This window comes from Sulfuricurvum sp. RIFCSPLOWO2_12_FULL_43_24 (assembly GCF_001829605.1).
In the GTDB taxonomy this organism is placed as follows: Bacteria; Campylobacterota; Campylobacteria; order Campylobacterales; family Sulfurimonadaceae; genus Sulfuricurvum.
This window is the reverse complement of the sequence record NZ_MIBT01000023.1, coordinates 12419-28753: the sequence shown is the minus strand read 5'-3', so window position 1 is coordinate 28753 and position 16335 is coordinate 12419. Positions and strand designations below refer to the sequence as shown.

Sequence of the window (16335 nt, the reverse complement as noted above, 5' to 3'; positions counted from 1 at the left end):
AAAGTTTTAAACTATAACAAATTACAATATCACAAAATAATCACTCTTTAGGACACGATGCAAACCGAAGCCCCTTTATACGATGTTTTGAATTATCTCCCGGATGGTATCATCATGGTTGATGAACGAGGCGTCATCCTTTTTGCCAATGACGCTTTTTCTTCAATGGTAGGGTATCAAAACACTATCTTGCTGGGGCTTAATATATTGAGCCTTCTTGCCGACATTGATGTCTTCCAAGAGTGTATTGAAAAAGTGATGCGTGAGGGGAAATCGCTCGATGCCGAGACCGATTTTATCCACAGTAGCGGGGAGATTGTTAAAACGGTCAAAAGCGTACAAATGATTCGTCATAACGATCATGTTCGCTTTTTTGTCAATGTTCGAAATTTAACAGATATCAACCATCTTAACAAAGAACTTCGTGAATCCAAAAAACTGATCGAGCTTCAAGCCCACAAACTCACAATATTACTGAACTCCAAGAATAGAGAGATTGAAGAAATACTGAGCAGTATCGATGAAATTATTTGGTATATCGATAATCAAAACCTCGCCCTAAGATATGTAAACAACGCTATTGAGCGAATTTTAGGATTTTCAAAAGAAACATTTATAACCAATCCCAATTTATGGCAACAACAAATTCATCCTGACGATCGCGCTTTAGTACAAATCTTTTTCGAAACCCTTCTTCCCGGTCAATCTCAAGAGATCCAATTTCGTATTCTCCAAATTGACGATGAGATACGCTGGTTAAAAAGCCGTATTTACCACCACTCGACACTTCACTTATTTATCGGTATTTCCAGCGATATCACCGCATCCAAAGCGCAAAGTGAAGAGATTGCTTTTTTAGCGTATCATGATCCATTGACGAAGTTGCCTAATCGTGCCAAACTCAAACTTCAACTCGATAGCCGATTCGAACACGCTACTCAAACACCCTTTGCCCTTTTATTTTTGGATTTGGACAATTTCAAAAACATTAACGATACGATGGGGCACGAAATCGGCGATAAAATATTAATTGAAGTAAGTAATCGCATTAAAAAAACGACTGGGAGATACGATTTTTGTGCCCGCTTTGGCGGAGATGAGTTTGTTATTTTACTCCAAGATGCCGATACGTTAAGCGTCAATGCCATTGCAGAACACTTAATACAAACGTTTAAAGAGCCATTCAAAATCAATGAGATGAATTTTTTCCTCTCCTCTTCTATCGGCATTGTCCTATACCCCCAAGATGCTTCTATCGGTGAAGATTTACTCAGACATGCCGATACCGCGATGTATGAAGCGAAAAAGAAAGGGAAAAACCAATTCGTCTACTACCATACTTCGATGCAAAGAGCTCTTCACGATTTTTTACATATTGAATCTCTGATACGCGATGGGCTGACTCAAAATCTATTTGAACTCTATTTTCAACCTCTTATCGATACGAAAACCTTGCAGCTTGAAGGGTATGAAGCGCTACTGCGTCTTCCGCATCCGGAGCAGGGATTTATCTCCCCGGATATTTTTATCTCAGTTGCCGAAACCAACGGGGATATCCTCTTGATCGGAAATGAGGTACTAACCCAAGCGTGTAATTTTATCGAGATGGTCCGAGCCCTGCGCAATGAGCCTTTCTTTGTTGCAATCAATGTATCCGCAAAACAACTCCATCAAGAAGCCTTTGCCAAAGAGTTGCTTGAGTATTTGGACAAACGCTCTATCTCCCCAACGTATATCAAAGTAGAACTGACCGAAAGTGCCGTGATGGAAAACATTGATATAGCCAGCCATCAGCTCCACCAATTGCAAGCAGGCGGAGTACGGATAGCACTCGATGATTTCGGTACAGGCTACTCATCGTTTGCCTATCTTGCGCAACTCCCGATTGATACCCTTAAAATTGATAAATCCTTCATTTTGCCCCTTTTTGAAGGCGCTTCCAATCGTCATATCGTCGAAGCAATCTCAAATCTTGCACATGTACTGGGGATGAAGGTGACGGCGGAGGGGGTTGAAGAGAGTTCTCACTACGATTTTTTAATGGAAAACAATATTGACACCCTGCAAGGCTACCATCTTTGCCGTCCTCTTCCGCGAGATAAAATTTTTCAAAAACTGCAGGACAAAGATCCCTATTTTAAGCCCGTTTCACCTTTGGGATATACCATCTAAATTAATGCCCTTCACTCTGCTTTTATCCCGATAAAATCGTTTTTGTAAAGTTTTTACAAGGCGATTATACTAATAACGGAAATACAATTATTTTTAACATTCCCATAAGATTTTAAAGGCTAAAATGTTTTAAGGATTATGCTGGTTATAGTTCGATTTTTTCACGGAGTACAATGTGACACAAATTTATGTCGGGAACATTCCCTACGGCAAAGACGAAAATGATTTGAAAGATCTTTTCGGACAATACGGTGAAGTTAGTTCAGTTAAATTCGTAAACGACAAAGAGACAGGCCGTTTTCGCGGTTTCGGTTTCGTTGAAATGGCGAACCAAGATGAAGCTAATAAAGCGATCACTGCTCTTGAAGGTAACGACTTCGGCGGACGTACACTTCGTGTTAACGAAGCTCGTCCTCGTGCTCCACGCCCTCCACGCGACCGCTGGTAATCACACCCATGAAGCCCTGCGGGGCTTTCATGCACCTTTTATTTTTCCCCTTTTCTTCTATCAAATATCTATTAATTTTACTGTAAAGACCATTCATGACCTATACCCTCACCGAACCTTTTATCGAACTCCATAAACTGATCAAACTTCTTGACCTTGTCGATACCGGCGGACAAGCAAAGATGCTGATCGAGAATAGCCACGTTTTACGCAACGGTACCGTGGAAACCCGCAAACGGGCAAAAATCACCAAAGGGGAGAAAATCACGATCGGTGATGTCGTTATCGAAGTGAACTGAGTCATTGTTAATTAATGAAGTTTTCACTATAATTGCTGATCTTATTTATGGCTCTGCATGAGGTTCAAAAACGTATGAAAAACACAAAAATGATGGTTGTCGGCTTTATGAGTGCCGTAGCAATAAGTGTTGCCCTCTCTTCATCACTGTTTGCAAAAAGCAACACCGTTGCACCTGCTGAACCCTCTGTAGAAGCCTCACGCCTCCAATCTCTGGCAAAATTTACTAAAGTTTTAGGGATTGTCGAACAATACAATGTAGACGGCCTTACGATTGACCAATTGATCGATAAATCGCTTCAGGGTATGCTCTCCAATCTGGATGCCCACTCCACCTATATGGACAAAAAAAGCTACGATAATCTCAAAACCCAAACGGACGGCGAATTCGGAGGCTTAGGGATTACGGTCGGAATGCGTGATAACGCCCTCACCGTTATCGCCCCTATCGAAGGGACACCTGCGGATAAGGCAGGGATCAAATCCGGCGATATCATCCTGAAAATCAATGACAAAGCAACCTTAAGCATGACGATCGATGACGCGGTGTCTCTTATGCGCGGAACGCCTAAAACACCGATTGACCTCACCATCGTCCGAAAAGGTTCAGCCGATCCTCTGAAATTTCACATCATCCGCGATATTATCACCGTTGAATCGGTTTACACCCGTACCATCAGCGGAAATATCCTCTATATCCGCGTCACGAGCTTCGACAAAAAAGTGGCCGCCGATGTGAAAACAGCCATCAAAAAACATGCCTCTAAAAGTAAAGGGATTATTTTAGACCTCCGTAACAATCCGGGAGGACTGCTGGATCAAGCGGTCGAGCTTACGGACTTGTTTGTCAATGAAGGGGTTATCGTCTCTCAAAAAGGGCGCAACAAAGCCGACGATGTCTCTTACAGCGCGACTAAAAGTGCTACTGTTACCGATTTGCCTCTCGTCGTTTTGGTCAATGAAGGTTCAGCCAGTGCTTCAGAAATCGTCAGCGGAGCACTGCAAGATTTGAAACGGGCCGTCATTGTCGGAGAAAAAACATTCGGTAAAGGCTCCGTTCAAGTCGTCATGCCGGTAACGGAAACTGAAGCGATCAAACTTACGGTTGCCCGATATTATCTCCCAAGCGGCCGTACGATTCAAGCCGTAGGTGTGGTTCCTGATATCGAAGTGACCGCCGGTGAGATCAAAAATCACGACAAATCGTTTAATATCAAAGAAGCCGACCTCAAAAAACATCTGGAATCCGAACTCGAAAAGAATGACGGTATGGTCGATGTGACCGAAGCCAATGCCACCAATAAAACGGTCATTACCCCTGAACAGCTGAACAAAGACATTCAGCTCAAAGAGGGCGTTGATATCATTAAAGCTCTAATCATAGTCAAAGGAAAATAACCATGGAAAAACGCGATCTCATCTACGAAGGAAAGGCTAAACGCCTCTTTAGCACCGACGATGCCAATCTGGTCATTGCCGAATTTAAGGATGATCTGACCGCATTCAACGGCGCAAAAAAAGACAATGAATCGGGCAAAGGTGCCTTGAACAACAAGATTTCAACGGAATTGTTTAAAATGCTTGCTTCTCGCGGTATAGAGTCCCATTTTGTCGAGATGCTCGATGATACTAACATGCTTTGTAAAAAAGTGGACATCATCCTTATCGAAGTTATCGTACGTAACATAGCGACAGGAAGTCTCAGTAAAAATCTTGGAATTGCCGATGGAACCGTTCTTCCGTTTACGTTGGTCGAATTCGATTACAAAAACGATGCCCTCGGCGATCCGAAACTGAACGATCAACATTGTTTGATTTTAGAACTCGTTAAAAACGAAGCGGAACTCGATCAATTGCGTGCTATGGCTCGTGAAGTCAATTCTATTCTTCGTCCCTATTTCCATGATAAAGGGCTTAACCTCGTCGATTTCAAACTTGAATTCGGTCGCGATAAAGACGGCAAAATCATCCTTGCCGATGAGATCAGTCCCGACAACTGCCGTTTTTGGGATTTAGAAACCGGTGAGAAAATGGATAAAGACCGTTTCCGCCAAGGACTCGGCGGACTCAAAGTCGCTTACGAAGAAGTACTAAACCGAATTTTGAACTGATTATACGACATACCAAAGGAATAATGATGAAAGCAATTGTAAACGTATTTTTGAAAAACGGAGTTTTGGACTCTCAAGGTAAAGCGGTACAGCATGCCCTCAGCGGTCACGGCTTTGAAAGTGTCCGTGATGTCCGTGTCGGCAAACAAATCATCATTGAGATGAATGAGTCTGATGCTGTGGTCGCAAAAGAAAAAGTAGCCCATATGTGTGAAGAGCTTTTGGCCAATACCGTTATTGAAGATTATGAAATCGAGATTCAAGCATGAAAGTAGGCATCATCCAATTTCCGGGGACAAACTGTGAGTATGATGCCCAATATGCGTTTGCCGCATTAGGGTGCGAAACACAAATTCTTTGGCACAAAGAAGATGCTATCCCCTCTGACATGGATTTGGTAGTAGCCGCAGGAGGATTCAGCTACGGCGATTATCTCCGCAGCGGTGCCATTGCAAAAATGTCTCCGATTATGAAAGCCCTTAAAGTATATGCGGATAACGGCGGAAAAGTTTTAGGAATTTGCAACGGTTTTCAAGTTCTAACCGAAACCGGCCTCCTTCCGGGTGCACTCAAACGTAATGAGGGGCTTCACTTTATTTCTCGTCACCACCATCTGAAAGTGATCAATAACGATAATGATTTCTTACGTCATTGCTCAGTCGATCAAGTGGTCAATATCCCTATTGCACACCATGACGGCAACTTCTACATCGATGAAGAAGGGCTCAAAGAGCTTTACGCAAATAATCAAGTGCTGTTACAATACACTGATTGCTCGGGAAATATCGATAATCCAAACGGGTCAGTCGACAGTATCGCAGGGATTTGCAATAAAGCCAAAAATGTTTTTGGTCTTATGCCCCATCCTGAACGCGCGATGGAGGCTCTTTTAGGTTCAGATGATGGACGAGCGATGCTCGAAGGGTTTATAAACGCTTGAAAACACTGATCCTCTTTTTTCTGCTGTTCACGCAGATTCTTTTTGCAGAGCCCTCCGTACTGAGTGAGCCCTCTGCGGAAGAACCTTCTACCGAGGAAGCACCCTCTTCAATCGATTCACTTTTCTCAGCCGCAACGGGCTCCACGGCATCTGGACTTACCTTAGAATTTACCGATCTGCCGACTCATCCGTATGTGGGTGAAATCATTGCCCTCACCGTTAAACTCACCCCGGTAGATTTAGCCGCAGGTAATATTGAATATACCCTTCAAAACGAAGAGGGTATCCGCATTTTTAGTGATACCCCGCGTCGAAAAGTACAAGAAGACGGTATTTACGACACCTTTTATTTTCTCGTTCAATCTTCTGCAGTGCGCCTTCCCGATGTTACCGCCACCATTACCTCTACCGGAGCAACATCTGAAACTCTGAGCGGAACATCACTCAGTGCAACAACCCTCAGCCCGCCATCAGGTTTTGCGAATGTTTTAGCCGAAAAATTTACTATTATCAATTATAAAACGACCGCCTACAATAATGAGAGCAATGTCGTCATTTTCACCGTTAAAGCGTCACGTTGTAATATCAGTGATTTTAACATTCCAAATGCCATCAAACAGGGGTTTGAGTCCAAACTTTCCAATGTCGGTGAATCACAAATGACCTATTATGTGATCATTCCTAACGATGAACAAAACCTCAATTTTTCGTACTTTAATCTTCAAAAGCAACGCTATGAGTCGCTCACTATTCCGATCGTTGTGGATGATGATACCGTCTCAACCCAAAGCGATCTCTCTCCGACGGATGCACGCCATACCGAACTTAAAGTGGGTGCTGCGGTTGTTGTTGTCTTAATTCTCGCAGGATTGTTTTACTGGAGACGTGAGAAATGGTATCTGTACGCTTCGGTACTGCCGATGTTTTACATTGTTTTTGCACTTTTACCGAATCAAGACGTCTGTGTCAAAAAAGATGCCCCTATCTACTTGCTTCCGATAAAAAATGGGACAATTTTTGAAATGACCCTTCAAGAAGAGCATTTAGAAGCGGAAAAAGAGGTGGGTGAGTTTACCAAAGTCCACCTTAGCAATGAAAAAGTAGGATGGGTTAATCAACGTGATCTTTGCTCGAATTAAGTGGCTTTATGCGGTAATCGTCATCTTTACCGGGATGACCCTGATGATCGCTACTTTTTATCTCCTCCCAAAGCCTTACGCTGTTAAAGTTTCGGCATGGTTCATCCGTCTTCTTGTTTTTGTACCTGTCCGTGTCAAAGGGAGACCCGATCCGGATGCGCAAATGTATTTAATCAACCATCAAAGCGACATTGACATCGGTATTATGGAGACGATTAGTACCAAAGATTTGGCATGGGTCGCTAAAAAAGAGCTGTTTAATGTCCCGTTTTTCGGTTTGGTTGTTCGTCTTCCCAAAGACATCGCATTGGAGCGAGAGTCTAAAACCGCGCTTGTCAAACTGATCAAAGAGTGCAAAGACCGCCTCGATCATGGCCGTGTTATCACTATTTTCCCCGAAGGAACCCGTACCGAAACCGGCAAAATGAAGCCTTTTAAAGCGGGCGCAAAAATGGTTGCCGACAAGTATAGTCTCAAAGTGCAGCCCGTCGTGTTAATCGCAACGGCATGGCATTTCAGCAACAAACGGAAAGATTTTAACCCCGGTACTATCACCGCCGTTTATTTGGACTCGTTTATAGCGGATAAGAGCAATCCGGAGTGGCTCAATGAAATCCATACTCTAATGCAAAAGGTCTATGATGATGAGCTGGCAAACCATCCTCGCTATCGGTAGCGGTGCCTTTTTAGGGGCGATACTTCGTGCCTATATGAACGGTGTTGTCAATCATAACTTTCCTCACACCCTCCCTTTTGGGACAATGTCGGTTAATCTGCTGGGCAGTTTCATCATCGGTGCACTCTTCGCCTACTTCACCTATACGACCCTCTTTAGTGTACACATGAAATCATTTCTTACTACCGGCTTTTTGGGGGGGCTCACAACTTATTCCACCTTTGCGATGGAAACTTTTTTATTGCTCAGCGGCGGCCATCTGCTTATGGCGGCGGCCAATATGGCGCTCAATACCTTCGGAACCGTTTTAATGGCAGCGTCAGGGTATTATTTAATTCGACATTGGTTGAGTTAGGGTAATAATCTCATCCGCACACCAGCGTGCCAAATCACCGTCATGGGTGATCAATAGCACACCCATCCCTGTTATATGATTCACAATCAATTTCATAATTTCGAGCTGATTAAGATTATCAAGTGCCGAAGTCGGTTCATCCAAAAGCAGCAATTCCGGCTTCATCAGCAATGCACGAAGGATTGAGCATCTCTGCAGCTGACCTCCTGAGAGTTTATGCGGCAACATATCCAGATGATACTCTTCCAATCCCATCTGTTCTAACAACTCCTGATACCCCTCCATCGACGTTACTTCTATGATTTGTTCTCGTATCGTATAGGTAGGATGAAATGAGCTGTAGGGATCTTGAAAGACTTGAGAATACGACGATGCTCGGATAAACCCGGATGAGGGTTTACGATGCCCTAAAACGAGTTCAAACAGTGTCGATTTACCGACACCGCTGGGCCCGACAATCGCTTTGATTTCCCCTTTGTTAAGGGCTAAAGAAAAATTATCAAAAATAAATATATCTTTACTATATCCAAAAGATATATTTTCGATATTTAAAACAGAGTTCAACGAATCTGTCCTTTTCCATACACTTTGTATTTATACGTCGTTAAACCCTCCACACCCATCGGTCCTCTGGCATGGAGTTTATTGGTACTAATTCCCACTTCAGCCCCGAATCCGAAAGCCCCGCCATCGGTGAAACGGGTAGAAGCATTCACATACACCGCCGCCGCATCTACGCAATCCATAAACCGCTCGGATGTGGTGATGTTTTCGGTAATGATCGCCTCGGAGTGACCCGATCCGAATCGAACGATATGGCTTATCGCCCCCTCAACTCCATCGACTACACGAATATTAAGAATATTGGCGAGATACTCCGTATCAAAATCCTCTTCACTCGCAGTTTCCACATCGATCACTTCACGGGTTAATTCACACCCTTTGAGCTGTGTATGTGCACGCTCAAATGCCTCTTTGAGGATCGGGAGGACCTCTGCGGCAATCGCTCCATCAACGAGCAGTGTCTCCATCGAATTGCACACTCCGGGACGCTGTACTTTCGCATTAAGGGCAATGGCTATCGCATTCTCGATATTCGCCCCTTTATCGATATAGGTATGGCACAGCCCTTTATCGTGTTTGACAACAGGGACACTCGCATTTTGACTCACAAAGCGAATCAAGGCTTCGCCACCCCGTGGAACGATCAAATCGACGTATTGATCCATTTTGATCAGTTTAGCCACCCCTTCACGCGTTGCATCGGGTAGCAGAGCAATCAACTCTTTCGGGAGATTATTGCGGACCAGAACCTGCTGTAATACATCAGCAATGATCTTGTTGGAAGCTTCAGCCTCTTTTCCCCCCTTGAGGACACACCCGTTCGAACTTTTAAAACAGAGTGCCGCCGTATCTGAGGTTACATTCGGACGGGATTCGTAAATGATCCCGATTACCCCGATAGGGATGCTCACTTTCTCGATTTTCAGCCCCGCTTCGGTGACCCATCCCTCGATCACTTTTCCGATAGGATCTTTAAGTGCGGCAATCTCAAGGATTGCGACTGCCATCGCATCAATCCGCTTTTCATCCAACAGCAATCGCTCTTTCATCGATGGAGCAAGACTGCTCTCCTGCGCATTTCGCATATCCAAAGCATTAGCTTCGATGATGTTCATCGTGTTTGCACGAAGTGCTTCAGCCATCTCTCGCAAAATACGGTTACGTTCCGACCCGCTCATCGTCGCTAAAACACGACTGGCAGATTTTGCTTTTTCTAAAAATTGTTCCATTTTTTTATCCTTGATAATACTTAATTCGTCTCACGACTGATAACAAGTGCAAGTTCATCGTACGCTTTTGTCTCGATAAGATTCTGCATAACGGTAATTATTTCACTTGTACGAAAATTTTTCTGATATCGTAATACTTCATCCATTAAATCGCGACATCGTTGATCATCTTTACTATCGGATGCAGCTTTTAGTTCACCCATCAATGTCATGAAAAATATATTCTTTTTAAGTTTGTAAAAAATATCGGGTTCTGGTTCAAACACTTTTGGCTGAATATTTTGAGGCGTCTCATCTTCCTCAATAATGCTAAATGCTTCCGATTCGATCATCTCTACGCGATCTTCACTCTCGCTCTCTTCTACTGCCTCTTCGTATTTTTCTTTGAACTCTTTCACCGGTTGGGGAGATTTTTGCTTTCGCATTCTCCATAACACCAATACAACACCGCCGGCAATGAGTAAAGAAATAATCAACCCTGTTTTGCTTTTTGGTTCTTCCGGCTCAGAAAAATCTTCAGGAAGATTGTCATCCGTAATGACAGGTACTACAGGTGCAGGTACTGTAGCATTCTCTTCAACCAACTCCTTTGCTGCTGTCGTCATATTAGCGTCGGTTGCATTAGCCTCTTCAATGAGACTCTCAGGTTGTGGCTGCTTAAAGAATACTGCCCCCTTGGTCGGTCCGAAATAACCATTTACGTACGCATCAGGATAGTATTTTTTAAACTGTTTTAGGACAAATTCTGCCCCTTTTTCGGTTTCAATCGGCTCAACAGCCAACATAAAAGCCTTCCCTGATGCTCTGGCAGCAATATCAAAACGGTACTCTTTTTGTAGCGCAAGCTCTGAAGTCCCTATTTGTGAACCGAGCTTATCCAAAGCCGCTTTTGCTTCTTCGAAAGTAGGATATGAGGCCAACACAATTTTATATCCCTTGGCTTCTGCCGCATAGGTTTGAATCGTTGCAAAGAGGATCATCCAACTCAGCAGAATAAACGTTATCCCATTTTTCTTCATTCTTCTATCGCCTTTTCAAACGTATTTACTTTTTCCATAACTTCGGTAATAATCGGCTCTATTATCGCATATTTTAGACCCAAAGTCTCTAAATACTCTTCAATCGCCTCGGTATCAAACAACTCGATGGAGCGAACCAAATCCAGCATCTCGCCATAAAATCCCTCCCCTTCTAAAACCGCTTGCTCAATCTCATACGAGATATTGAGCTTTGATAAGATATCCCGCTGTGACATGTGGAACAAAAGATGGATCAAAGAGAGCATCCCGGTAAAATAGGCCATTGAAAGATCTTTTTTGGTTGCTTTGGGATTAATTACCTGTACTAAAGCACTCATCAACTCCGTACGATGAACGACCATCAGCAATAGAGGAACCCGTTTTTCACTGCCTCCTTGTTCTGAGAACATCATCAACATAATCCAGCGTGAAATCGGATCACGCCCCATGAGTGTCAACACCTGCTCAATCGAAGAAACAGGATTACGCAACGAGAATGCCGCAGAGTTGATGAAACGAAGCAATTTTAAGCTGATAGCATGGTTGTTTTGAAACGCTTCAACAAGCTCCGGCATTTCACTTTCACCTTGCAGAAGGTTCCACAAACGGAATATCCCCTCTTGTTCAGGAGAAAAAGAGGCGTTTTTAATGATATTGGGTTCGGAGATAAAATAGCCCTGATAATAATCAAATCCCATTGAACGGCACAAATCATACGCATCATGCGTCTCGATTTTCGTCCCGATGACTTCAATCCCGACCTCATGAAACATTGGAATATTTCGTCCGACAAAAGATAAATCACTGTTCGTAACATCGATTTTAATATAACTCAAAGCTGGAAGAATCAAAGCATAATGGACAGCACTCTCTTGAGTAAAAATGCAGTCATTGAGCGCGAACCGATATCCCTGATCACGCAAATATCGCATTCGATCCGCAAGAGCTTCGTCAATCACTGCATCGGCAAAAAGAGAATAAACTACCTTTTCTTGCAAAAGCAGATCAATAACATCGTAATGCAGAAACTCGGTATTAACCCGGATAAACCCGATATGTTTACCCAAAATACTCTCCATCGAAACCAGGAGATTACTAATAACGGCTGCGGTCAATCCGTTGTCGTCATTATGACCTGATTCACGGTAGAGTAAATCATACGCGACGATTTTAGCTTTGGCATTGATGATAGGCTGTCGTCCGATATATCGATCGCTCATAAAAATCCACAGTAATAATATTTAAAAGATTATAACAAAGGTTGACTGGAGTTTAGCTCAGCAGATACGATAGCATCATCCAACATACGCTCTAATATCTTCTATTAATCTATCTAATTGGACCTTGTAGTGATCGAAAAGGATAAAGTAGCTCCGCTCATGCGTGTCACTGAGAGCTAGTTTCAGCTTTGAAGCAATTTCACCGAGTGGATGCGCCCCGATGTTTTCAGCGACACCGATAATATCAAGAAGATATACATCAGCATCTTGAAGATTATGAGAGCGTAAAAATATCCCTAATTTATCAGAAGAATCGGCATAATCAGTGATAAACTCCGATAGGATTTCACGGTAAAATTCCTCATCGCCTCCACACGTTTGAAGCCCTTTCTCAACATCCAAATTGTTGCTCATTACCGATTTTACAAACTCATCCGTAGGAGTCTCTTTCCCCGTATAGGCATAAATAATGTTATACAAAGATTCCATTCTCAGAGGTTTTTCTAGCTGTTCAGACATCCCTGCATTTTTCATTTTTTGTATGTCATCCGATGCAGTGTCTCCACTAAGCGCCACGACTAGGATGTGATCAAATTTAGGATTTTCTCGAATAATACGCGTTGCTTCAAACCCATCAACTCTCGGCATGTGGGCATCCATTAAAATCATCAAAAAATTGGTGTCATTTTCCAGTATATCTAGGGCTTCCTGACCATCATCTGCCAAGACTAACTCGATACCGCTTCCGGCTAACAGACCCACAAGAACTTTTTGGTTAATCAGATTATCTTCTGCAACCAATATTCTCTCACCCTCAAATTCAGAAAAATTTTGTTTTGTAATTTTTCCATGCGGAGGAACGGCTCGTTTTTGGATTGTCTTGTCACTTTTTCTTCTACTCGTTAACTCTTCGAGTTTATCTTCAAAAATCGGTGTTGTGACTACAAATTCTCCTTCCTCTGTTCCATATACGGGAATTTCTGAAAGTGGCTCTGGCTCTACTGTTGGCTCTTCTTTTATCAATGGAACTACTTCTGCCTGCTCTTGGGCGGCTACTTCCGATAGCTCATTTTTTTCTGGTTTATTGCTAGGAGGTTGTGAGGTTGAGCTTCTTTTTAGCATAAAGAAAACTAAGATAAATAACACAAGGGCAAGGAGAACGATAGCTATAATCACTTGTTGAGAGTCATTAAACATTTGATACTCTTTTTTTTCTTTAAATCATACAATATTAATGAATTTTTTGCACATAAAACCATTATTTGTTGTTCAGAAAATTGTTTTATCAGTGTTGCCATTAACGTGAAGAAATAGATTAAGAAAAGATAGCTGGATTCCCGCTTTCGCGGGAATGACGGAGAAAACACCCTTCGACTGGCTCAGGGCGAACGGGAGAGCTTAAAGTTCATCTTCTTCAATACCAGTTTTCGACTTTTAGCCCTTTTACTTTTCCAAACTCTTTTTTGTTACGGGTCACTAAAGTGTAATGATGAGCCAATGCACACCCCGCAATCAATGTGTCAAGCGGTCCAATAGGTTCACCGATTGATTCTAATGAAGCACGTATTTTTGCCGAAACACGCGCTTCTTCATTCCCAAACGGTATCACAATCACGTTCTCTAATAACATTTTGAGCTGTTGTTCGCGCTTTTTCGGTGAGGAAGATTTGGCGATTCCTACTTCGAGTTCATAGACAACCAGAGACGGGATAGCGATTTGAGAGGGGGAGTGCTCGAACATCCTAGCCGCAACATTTCCCTCCCCTTTGAAAAAATAGATGAGGGTGTTGGTGTCAAGCAGATACATTTAAAACGATTCCCGCGCACAATCGTGCGCCTCGGAATCTCGTAAACTCTTTGCATCGGGGAAATCATCCCATGCACCAGCCAACTGATGGATAGCGGGAGACCACTCTTCGTGCAACTCTTTACGAATCAGTCCTGAGACGAACTGACTCAATGATATTCCCATCGCGGCAACATTTTGTTTGACTTTGGATTCGAGTTCATTATCGAGATAAATGGTCATTTGTGCCATGATACACCTCCAATACATATAAGTGCAAGTATAAGTGTGGTGAGCTTAGGGGGAAATTAATAAAATTATGGGGATAGATCCCGTATCAAGTACGGGATGACGGAGAAAACACCCTTCGACAAAACAAGGGTACCGCTCGCGTAGCGATGTTTCCTCGAGCTCAGGGCGAACGGGAAAGAAAAACTTACTCGATTTCAGCGTCGATGACGTCGTCATCTTTTTTCGCAGATGAAGAGGCTGCTTCGCCCCCTTCGTTTTGTTTGTACATTTGCTCTGCCATTTTGTGGCTCGCGTCTGCCAATTTTTTGGTAGCCGCTTCGATCTCTTCTTTAGACGCATCGGTATTTTTAAGTACCGCTTTAAGTTCTTCAAGAGCCGTTTCGATTGCCGCTTTTTCACTTGCGTCAATTTTATCTTCCATCTCTTTGAGAGATTTTTCGGTTTGGCTTGCCAACGCATCGGCTTGGTTGCGAAGGTCTACGATCTCTTTGCGTTTCGCATCTTCGGCTTTGTGGCTCTCCGCGTCTTGAACCATTTTATTGATCTCTTCTTCACTGAGTCCTGAACTTCCGGAAATCGTGATGGACTGAGATTTGCCTGTCCCTTTATCCGTCGAGCTAACAGTCAAAATACCGTTCGCGTCGATATCAAACGTTACTTCGATTTGAGGTACACCGCGAGGTGCCGCAGGGATACCGGTAAGCTCGAAGAGTCCAAGAGATTTGTTATCGCGGGCAAACTCACGTTCACCTTGACCGACTGAGATAGAAACCGCTGGCTGGTTGTCTTCTGCAGTTGAGAACACTTGCGATTTTTTAACCGGAATAGTGGTCCCTTTTTCGATGATTTTTGTCATAACACCGCCGAGTGTTTCGATCCCGAGGCTAAGTGGTGTAACGTCGAGAAGAAGTACATCTTTAACGTCTCCGCGTAGAACTCCACCTTGGATCGCAGCACCCGCAGCGACTACTTCATCCGGATTTACCCCTTTGTTCAACGTTTTACCGCCGAACTCATCGGATACCATTTTTTGAGCGATTGGAAGACGCGTTGATCCACCAACCATGATAACTTCGTTGATCTCGTTATTGCTCATCCCTGCATCTTTCATCGCAGTTTTGATATGAGAGATCGTCTCTTTTACGAGTGTATCGATCATCCCCTCGAATTTCGCACGAGTGAGTTTGACGACTAAGTGTTTCGGACCGGTTGCATCTGCCGTGATAAACGGAAGATTAATCTCAGTCTCTTCCGCAGAAGAGAGCTCTTTTTTTGCATTTTCAGCCGCATCTTTAAGACGTTGAAGCGCCATCTTGTCCGCTTTGAGATCGATACCGTGATCCGATTTAAACTCGTTTGCGAGGAAATCAACGATTTTATTATCGAAGTCATCTCCACCAAGGAACGCGTTTCCATCGGTTGAGAGAACTTCAAAAGTTCCCTCGCTGATTTCAAGAACCGTAACGTCAAATGTTCCGCCCCCTAGATCGTAAACGAGAACTTTTTCATCCCCTTTTGAATCCAAACCGTATGCCAAAGCAGATGCCGTCGGCTCATTGATGATACGAAGAACGTTAAGACCTGCGATCGTTCCCGCTTCTTTGGTCGCTTTACGCTGTGCATCATTGAAGTACGCAGGAACGGTGATAACCGCATCGCTAACCGCTTGTCCGAGGTATGACTCAGCATCCGCTTTCAATTTTGAAAGAATTTTTGCCGAGATCTCTTGAGGCGTATAAATTTTACCCGCAACATCCACTGCCGCCATACCGTTTTTATCGACGATTTTATAGGTAACTTTGTCGTGCGCCTCTTTCGCTTTTTCTTCGTTCATCATGAGACCCATGATACGTTTAACCGAGTAGATCGTTTTATCCGGATTTGTGATCGCTTGACGTTTCGCCGGATCACCTACGAGGATTTCACCTTTATCCGTGAACGCTACAACGGACGGAGTCGTATTTTTTCCCTCTTTATTCGGGATAACTTTTGCTTCGCCGCCTTCATAGACAGCGACACATGAGTTTGTTGTTCCTAAATCGATACCAATAACTTTTGACATTTTATTTCCTTTTTTTAAATTCGTTTTTTCTTTTTTTGACGCCGATGCCGGAAGCATCGGTGTG

At 43.3% G+C, this 16335-nt stretch carries 18 protein-coding genes; 10 read left to right on the top strand and 8 right to left on the bottom strand.

Annotation, left to right across the window (positions count from 1 at the left end):
• Positions 1-57 precede the first annotated feature (57 nt).
• From A3G19_RS02425 to crcB, 10 genes are all read left to right on the top strand, one after another.
• A complete protein-coding gene (locus tag A3G19_RS02425) occupies positions 58-2172 on the top strand; it encodes a bifunctional diguanylate cyclase/phosphodiesterase (RefSeq protein WP_294870389.1) in 2115 nt (704 codons plus the stop codon).
• A 175-nt stretch (positions 2173-2347) separates the two neighbouring features.
• Positions 2348-2620 carry an RNA-binding protein gene (locus A3G19_RS02420; RefSeq protein ID WP_015652803.1) on the top strand — a complete coding sequence of 91 codons (273 nt, stop codon included), beginning with the start codon at positions 2348-2350 and terminating at the stop codon, positions 2618-2620.
• 95 nt (positions 2621-2715) lie between these two features.
• Complete coding sequence (locus tag A3G19_RS02415) at positions 2716-2919, top strand: RNA-binding S4 domain-containing protein (protein ID WP_294870388.1); 204 nt, start codon at positions 2716-2718, stop codon at positions 2917-2919.
• Between the two features lie 74 nt (positions 2920-2993).
• Positions 2994-4316: a S41 family peptidase gene (locus A3G19_RS02410; RefSeq protein WP_294870386.1), complete on the top strand. Its 1323-nt coding sequence runs from the start codon at positions 2994-2996 to the stop codon at positions 4314-4316.
• Positions 4317-4318: 2 nt separating this feature from the next.
• Positions 4319-5029 (top strand): phosphoribosylaminoimidazolesuccinocarboxamide synthase, encoded by a 711-nt coding sequence (gene purC, locus A3G19_RS02405; RefSeq protein WP_015652800.1) that lies wholly within the window; start codon positions 4319-4321, stop codon positions 5027-5029.
• A gap of 26 nt (positions 5030-5055) precedes the next feature.
• Positions 5056-5298 carry a phosphoribosylformylglycinamidine synthase subunit PurS gene (gene purS, locus A3G19_RS02400; protein ID WP_015652799.1) on the top strand — a complete coding sequence of 81 codons (243 nt, stop codon included), beginning with the start codon at positions 5056-5058 and terminating at the stop codon, positions 5296-5298.
• Positions 5295-5969 (top strand): phosphoribosylformylglycinamidine synthase subunit PurQ, encoded by a 675-nt coding sequence (gene purQ, locus A3G19_RS02395; protein WP_294870384.1) that lies wholly within the window; start codon positions 5295-5297, stop codon positions 5967-5969. The genes purS and purQ overlap by 4 nt, the downstream gene beginning before the upstream one ends.
• Positions 5966-7108 carry a hypothetical protein gene (locus tag A3G19_RS02390; RefSeq protein ID WP_015652797.1) on the top strand — a complete coding sequence of 381 codons (1143 nt, stop codon included), beginning with the start codon at positions 5966-5968 and terminating at the stop codon, positions 7106-7108. Before purQ ends, A3G19_RS02390 begins: the two co-directional genes overlap by 4 nt.
• Complete coding sequence (locus A3G19_RS02385; RefSeq protein ID WP_015652796.1) at positions 7089-7784, top strand: lysophospholipid acyltransferase family protein; 696 nt, start codon at positions 7089-7091, stop codon at positions 7782-7784. The genes A3G19_RS02390 and A3G19_RS02385 overlap by 20 nt, the downstream gene beginning before the upstream one ends.
• A complete protein-coding gene (gene crcB, locus A3G19_RS02380; RefSeq protein WP_015652795.1) occupies positions 7753-8139 on the top strand; it encodes a fluoride efflux transporter CrcB in 387 nt (128 codons plus the stop codon). The genes A3G19_RS02385 and crcB overlap by 32 nt, the downstream gene beginning before the upstream one ends.
• On the opposite strand, the gene A3G19_RS02375 is transcribed toward crcB, so the two are convergent.
• The 8 genes from A3G19_RS02375 to dnaK all read right to left on the bottom strand — a co-directional run bounded on the left by A3G19_RS02375 (position 8116) and on the right by dnaK (position 16271).
• Positions 8116-8703 (bottom strand): ATP-binding cassette domain-containing protein, encoded by a 588-nt coding sequence (locus tag A3G19_RS02375; protein WP_015652794.1) that lies wholly within the window; start codon positions 8701-8703, stop codon positions 8116-8118. The two genes, crcB and A3G19_RS02375, sit on opposite strands and share 24 nt — an antisense overlap.
• Positions 8700-9932, bottom strand: coding sequence for a glutamate-5-semialdehyde dehydrogenase (locus A3G19_RS02370; RefSeq protein ID WP_015652793.1), 1233 nt, complete (start codon positions 9930-9932; stop codon positions 8700-8702). Before A3G19_RS02370 ends, A3G19_RS02375 begins: the two co-directional genes overlap by 4 nt.
• Positions 9933-9952: 20 nt before the next feature.
• Positions 9953-10951: a hypothetical protein gene (locus A3G19_RS02365; RefSeq protein WP_015652792.1), complete on the bottom strand. Its 999-nt coding sequence runs from the start codon at positions 10949-10951 to the stop codon at positions 9953-9955.
• Positions 10948-12171, bottom strand: a complete 1224-nt coding sequence (locus A3G19_RS02360; protein WP_015652791.1) for an EAL domain-containing protein — start codon at positions 12169-12171, stop codon at positions 10948-10950. The genes A3G19_RS02365 and A3G19_RS02360 overlap by 4 nt, the downstream gene beginning before the upstream one ends.
• Positions 12172-12246: 75 nt before the next feature.
• Complete coding sequence (locus A3G19_RS02355) at positions 12247-13368, bottom strand: response regulator (RefSeq protein ID WP_015652790.1); 1122 nt, start codon at positions 13366-13368, stop codon at positions 12247-12249.
• 217 nt (positions 13369-13585) lie between these two features.
• Complete coding sequence (locus tag A3G19_RS02350; protein ID WP_015652789.1) at positions 13586-13978, bottom strand: type II toxin-antitoxin system VapC family toxin; 393 nt, start codon at positions 13976-13978, stop codon at positions 13586-13588.
• On the bottom strand, positions 13979-14209 hold the full coding sequence (locus tag A3G19_RS02345; protein ID WP_015652788.1) for a hypothetical protein: 231 nt from the start codon (positions 14207-14209) through the stop codon (positions 13979-13981).
• Between the two features lie 184 nt (positions 14210-14393).
• Complete coding sequence (gene dnaK / locus A3G19_RS02340; RefSeq protein ID WP_015652787.1) at positions 14394-16271, bottom strand: molecular chaperone DnaK; 1878 nt, start codon at positions 16269-16271, stop codon at positions 14394-14396.
• Positions 16272-16335: the final 64 nt, after the last annotated feature.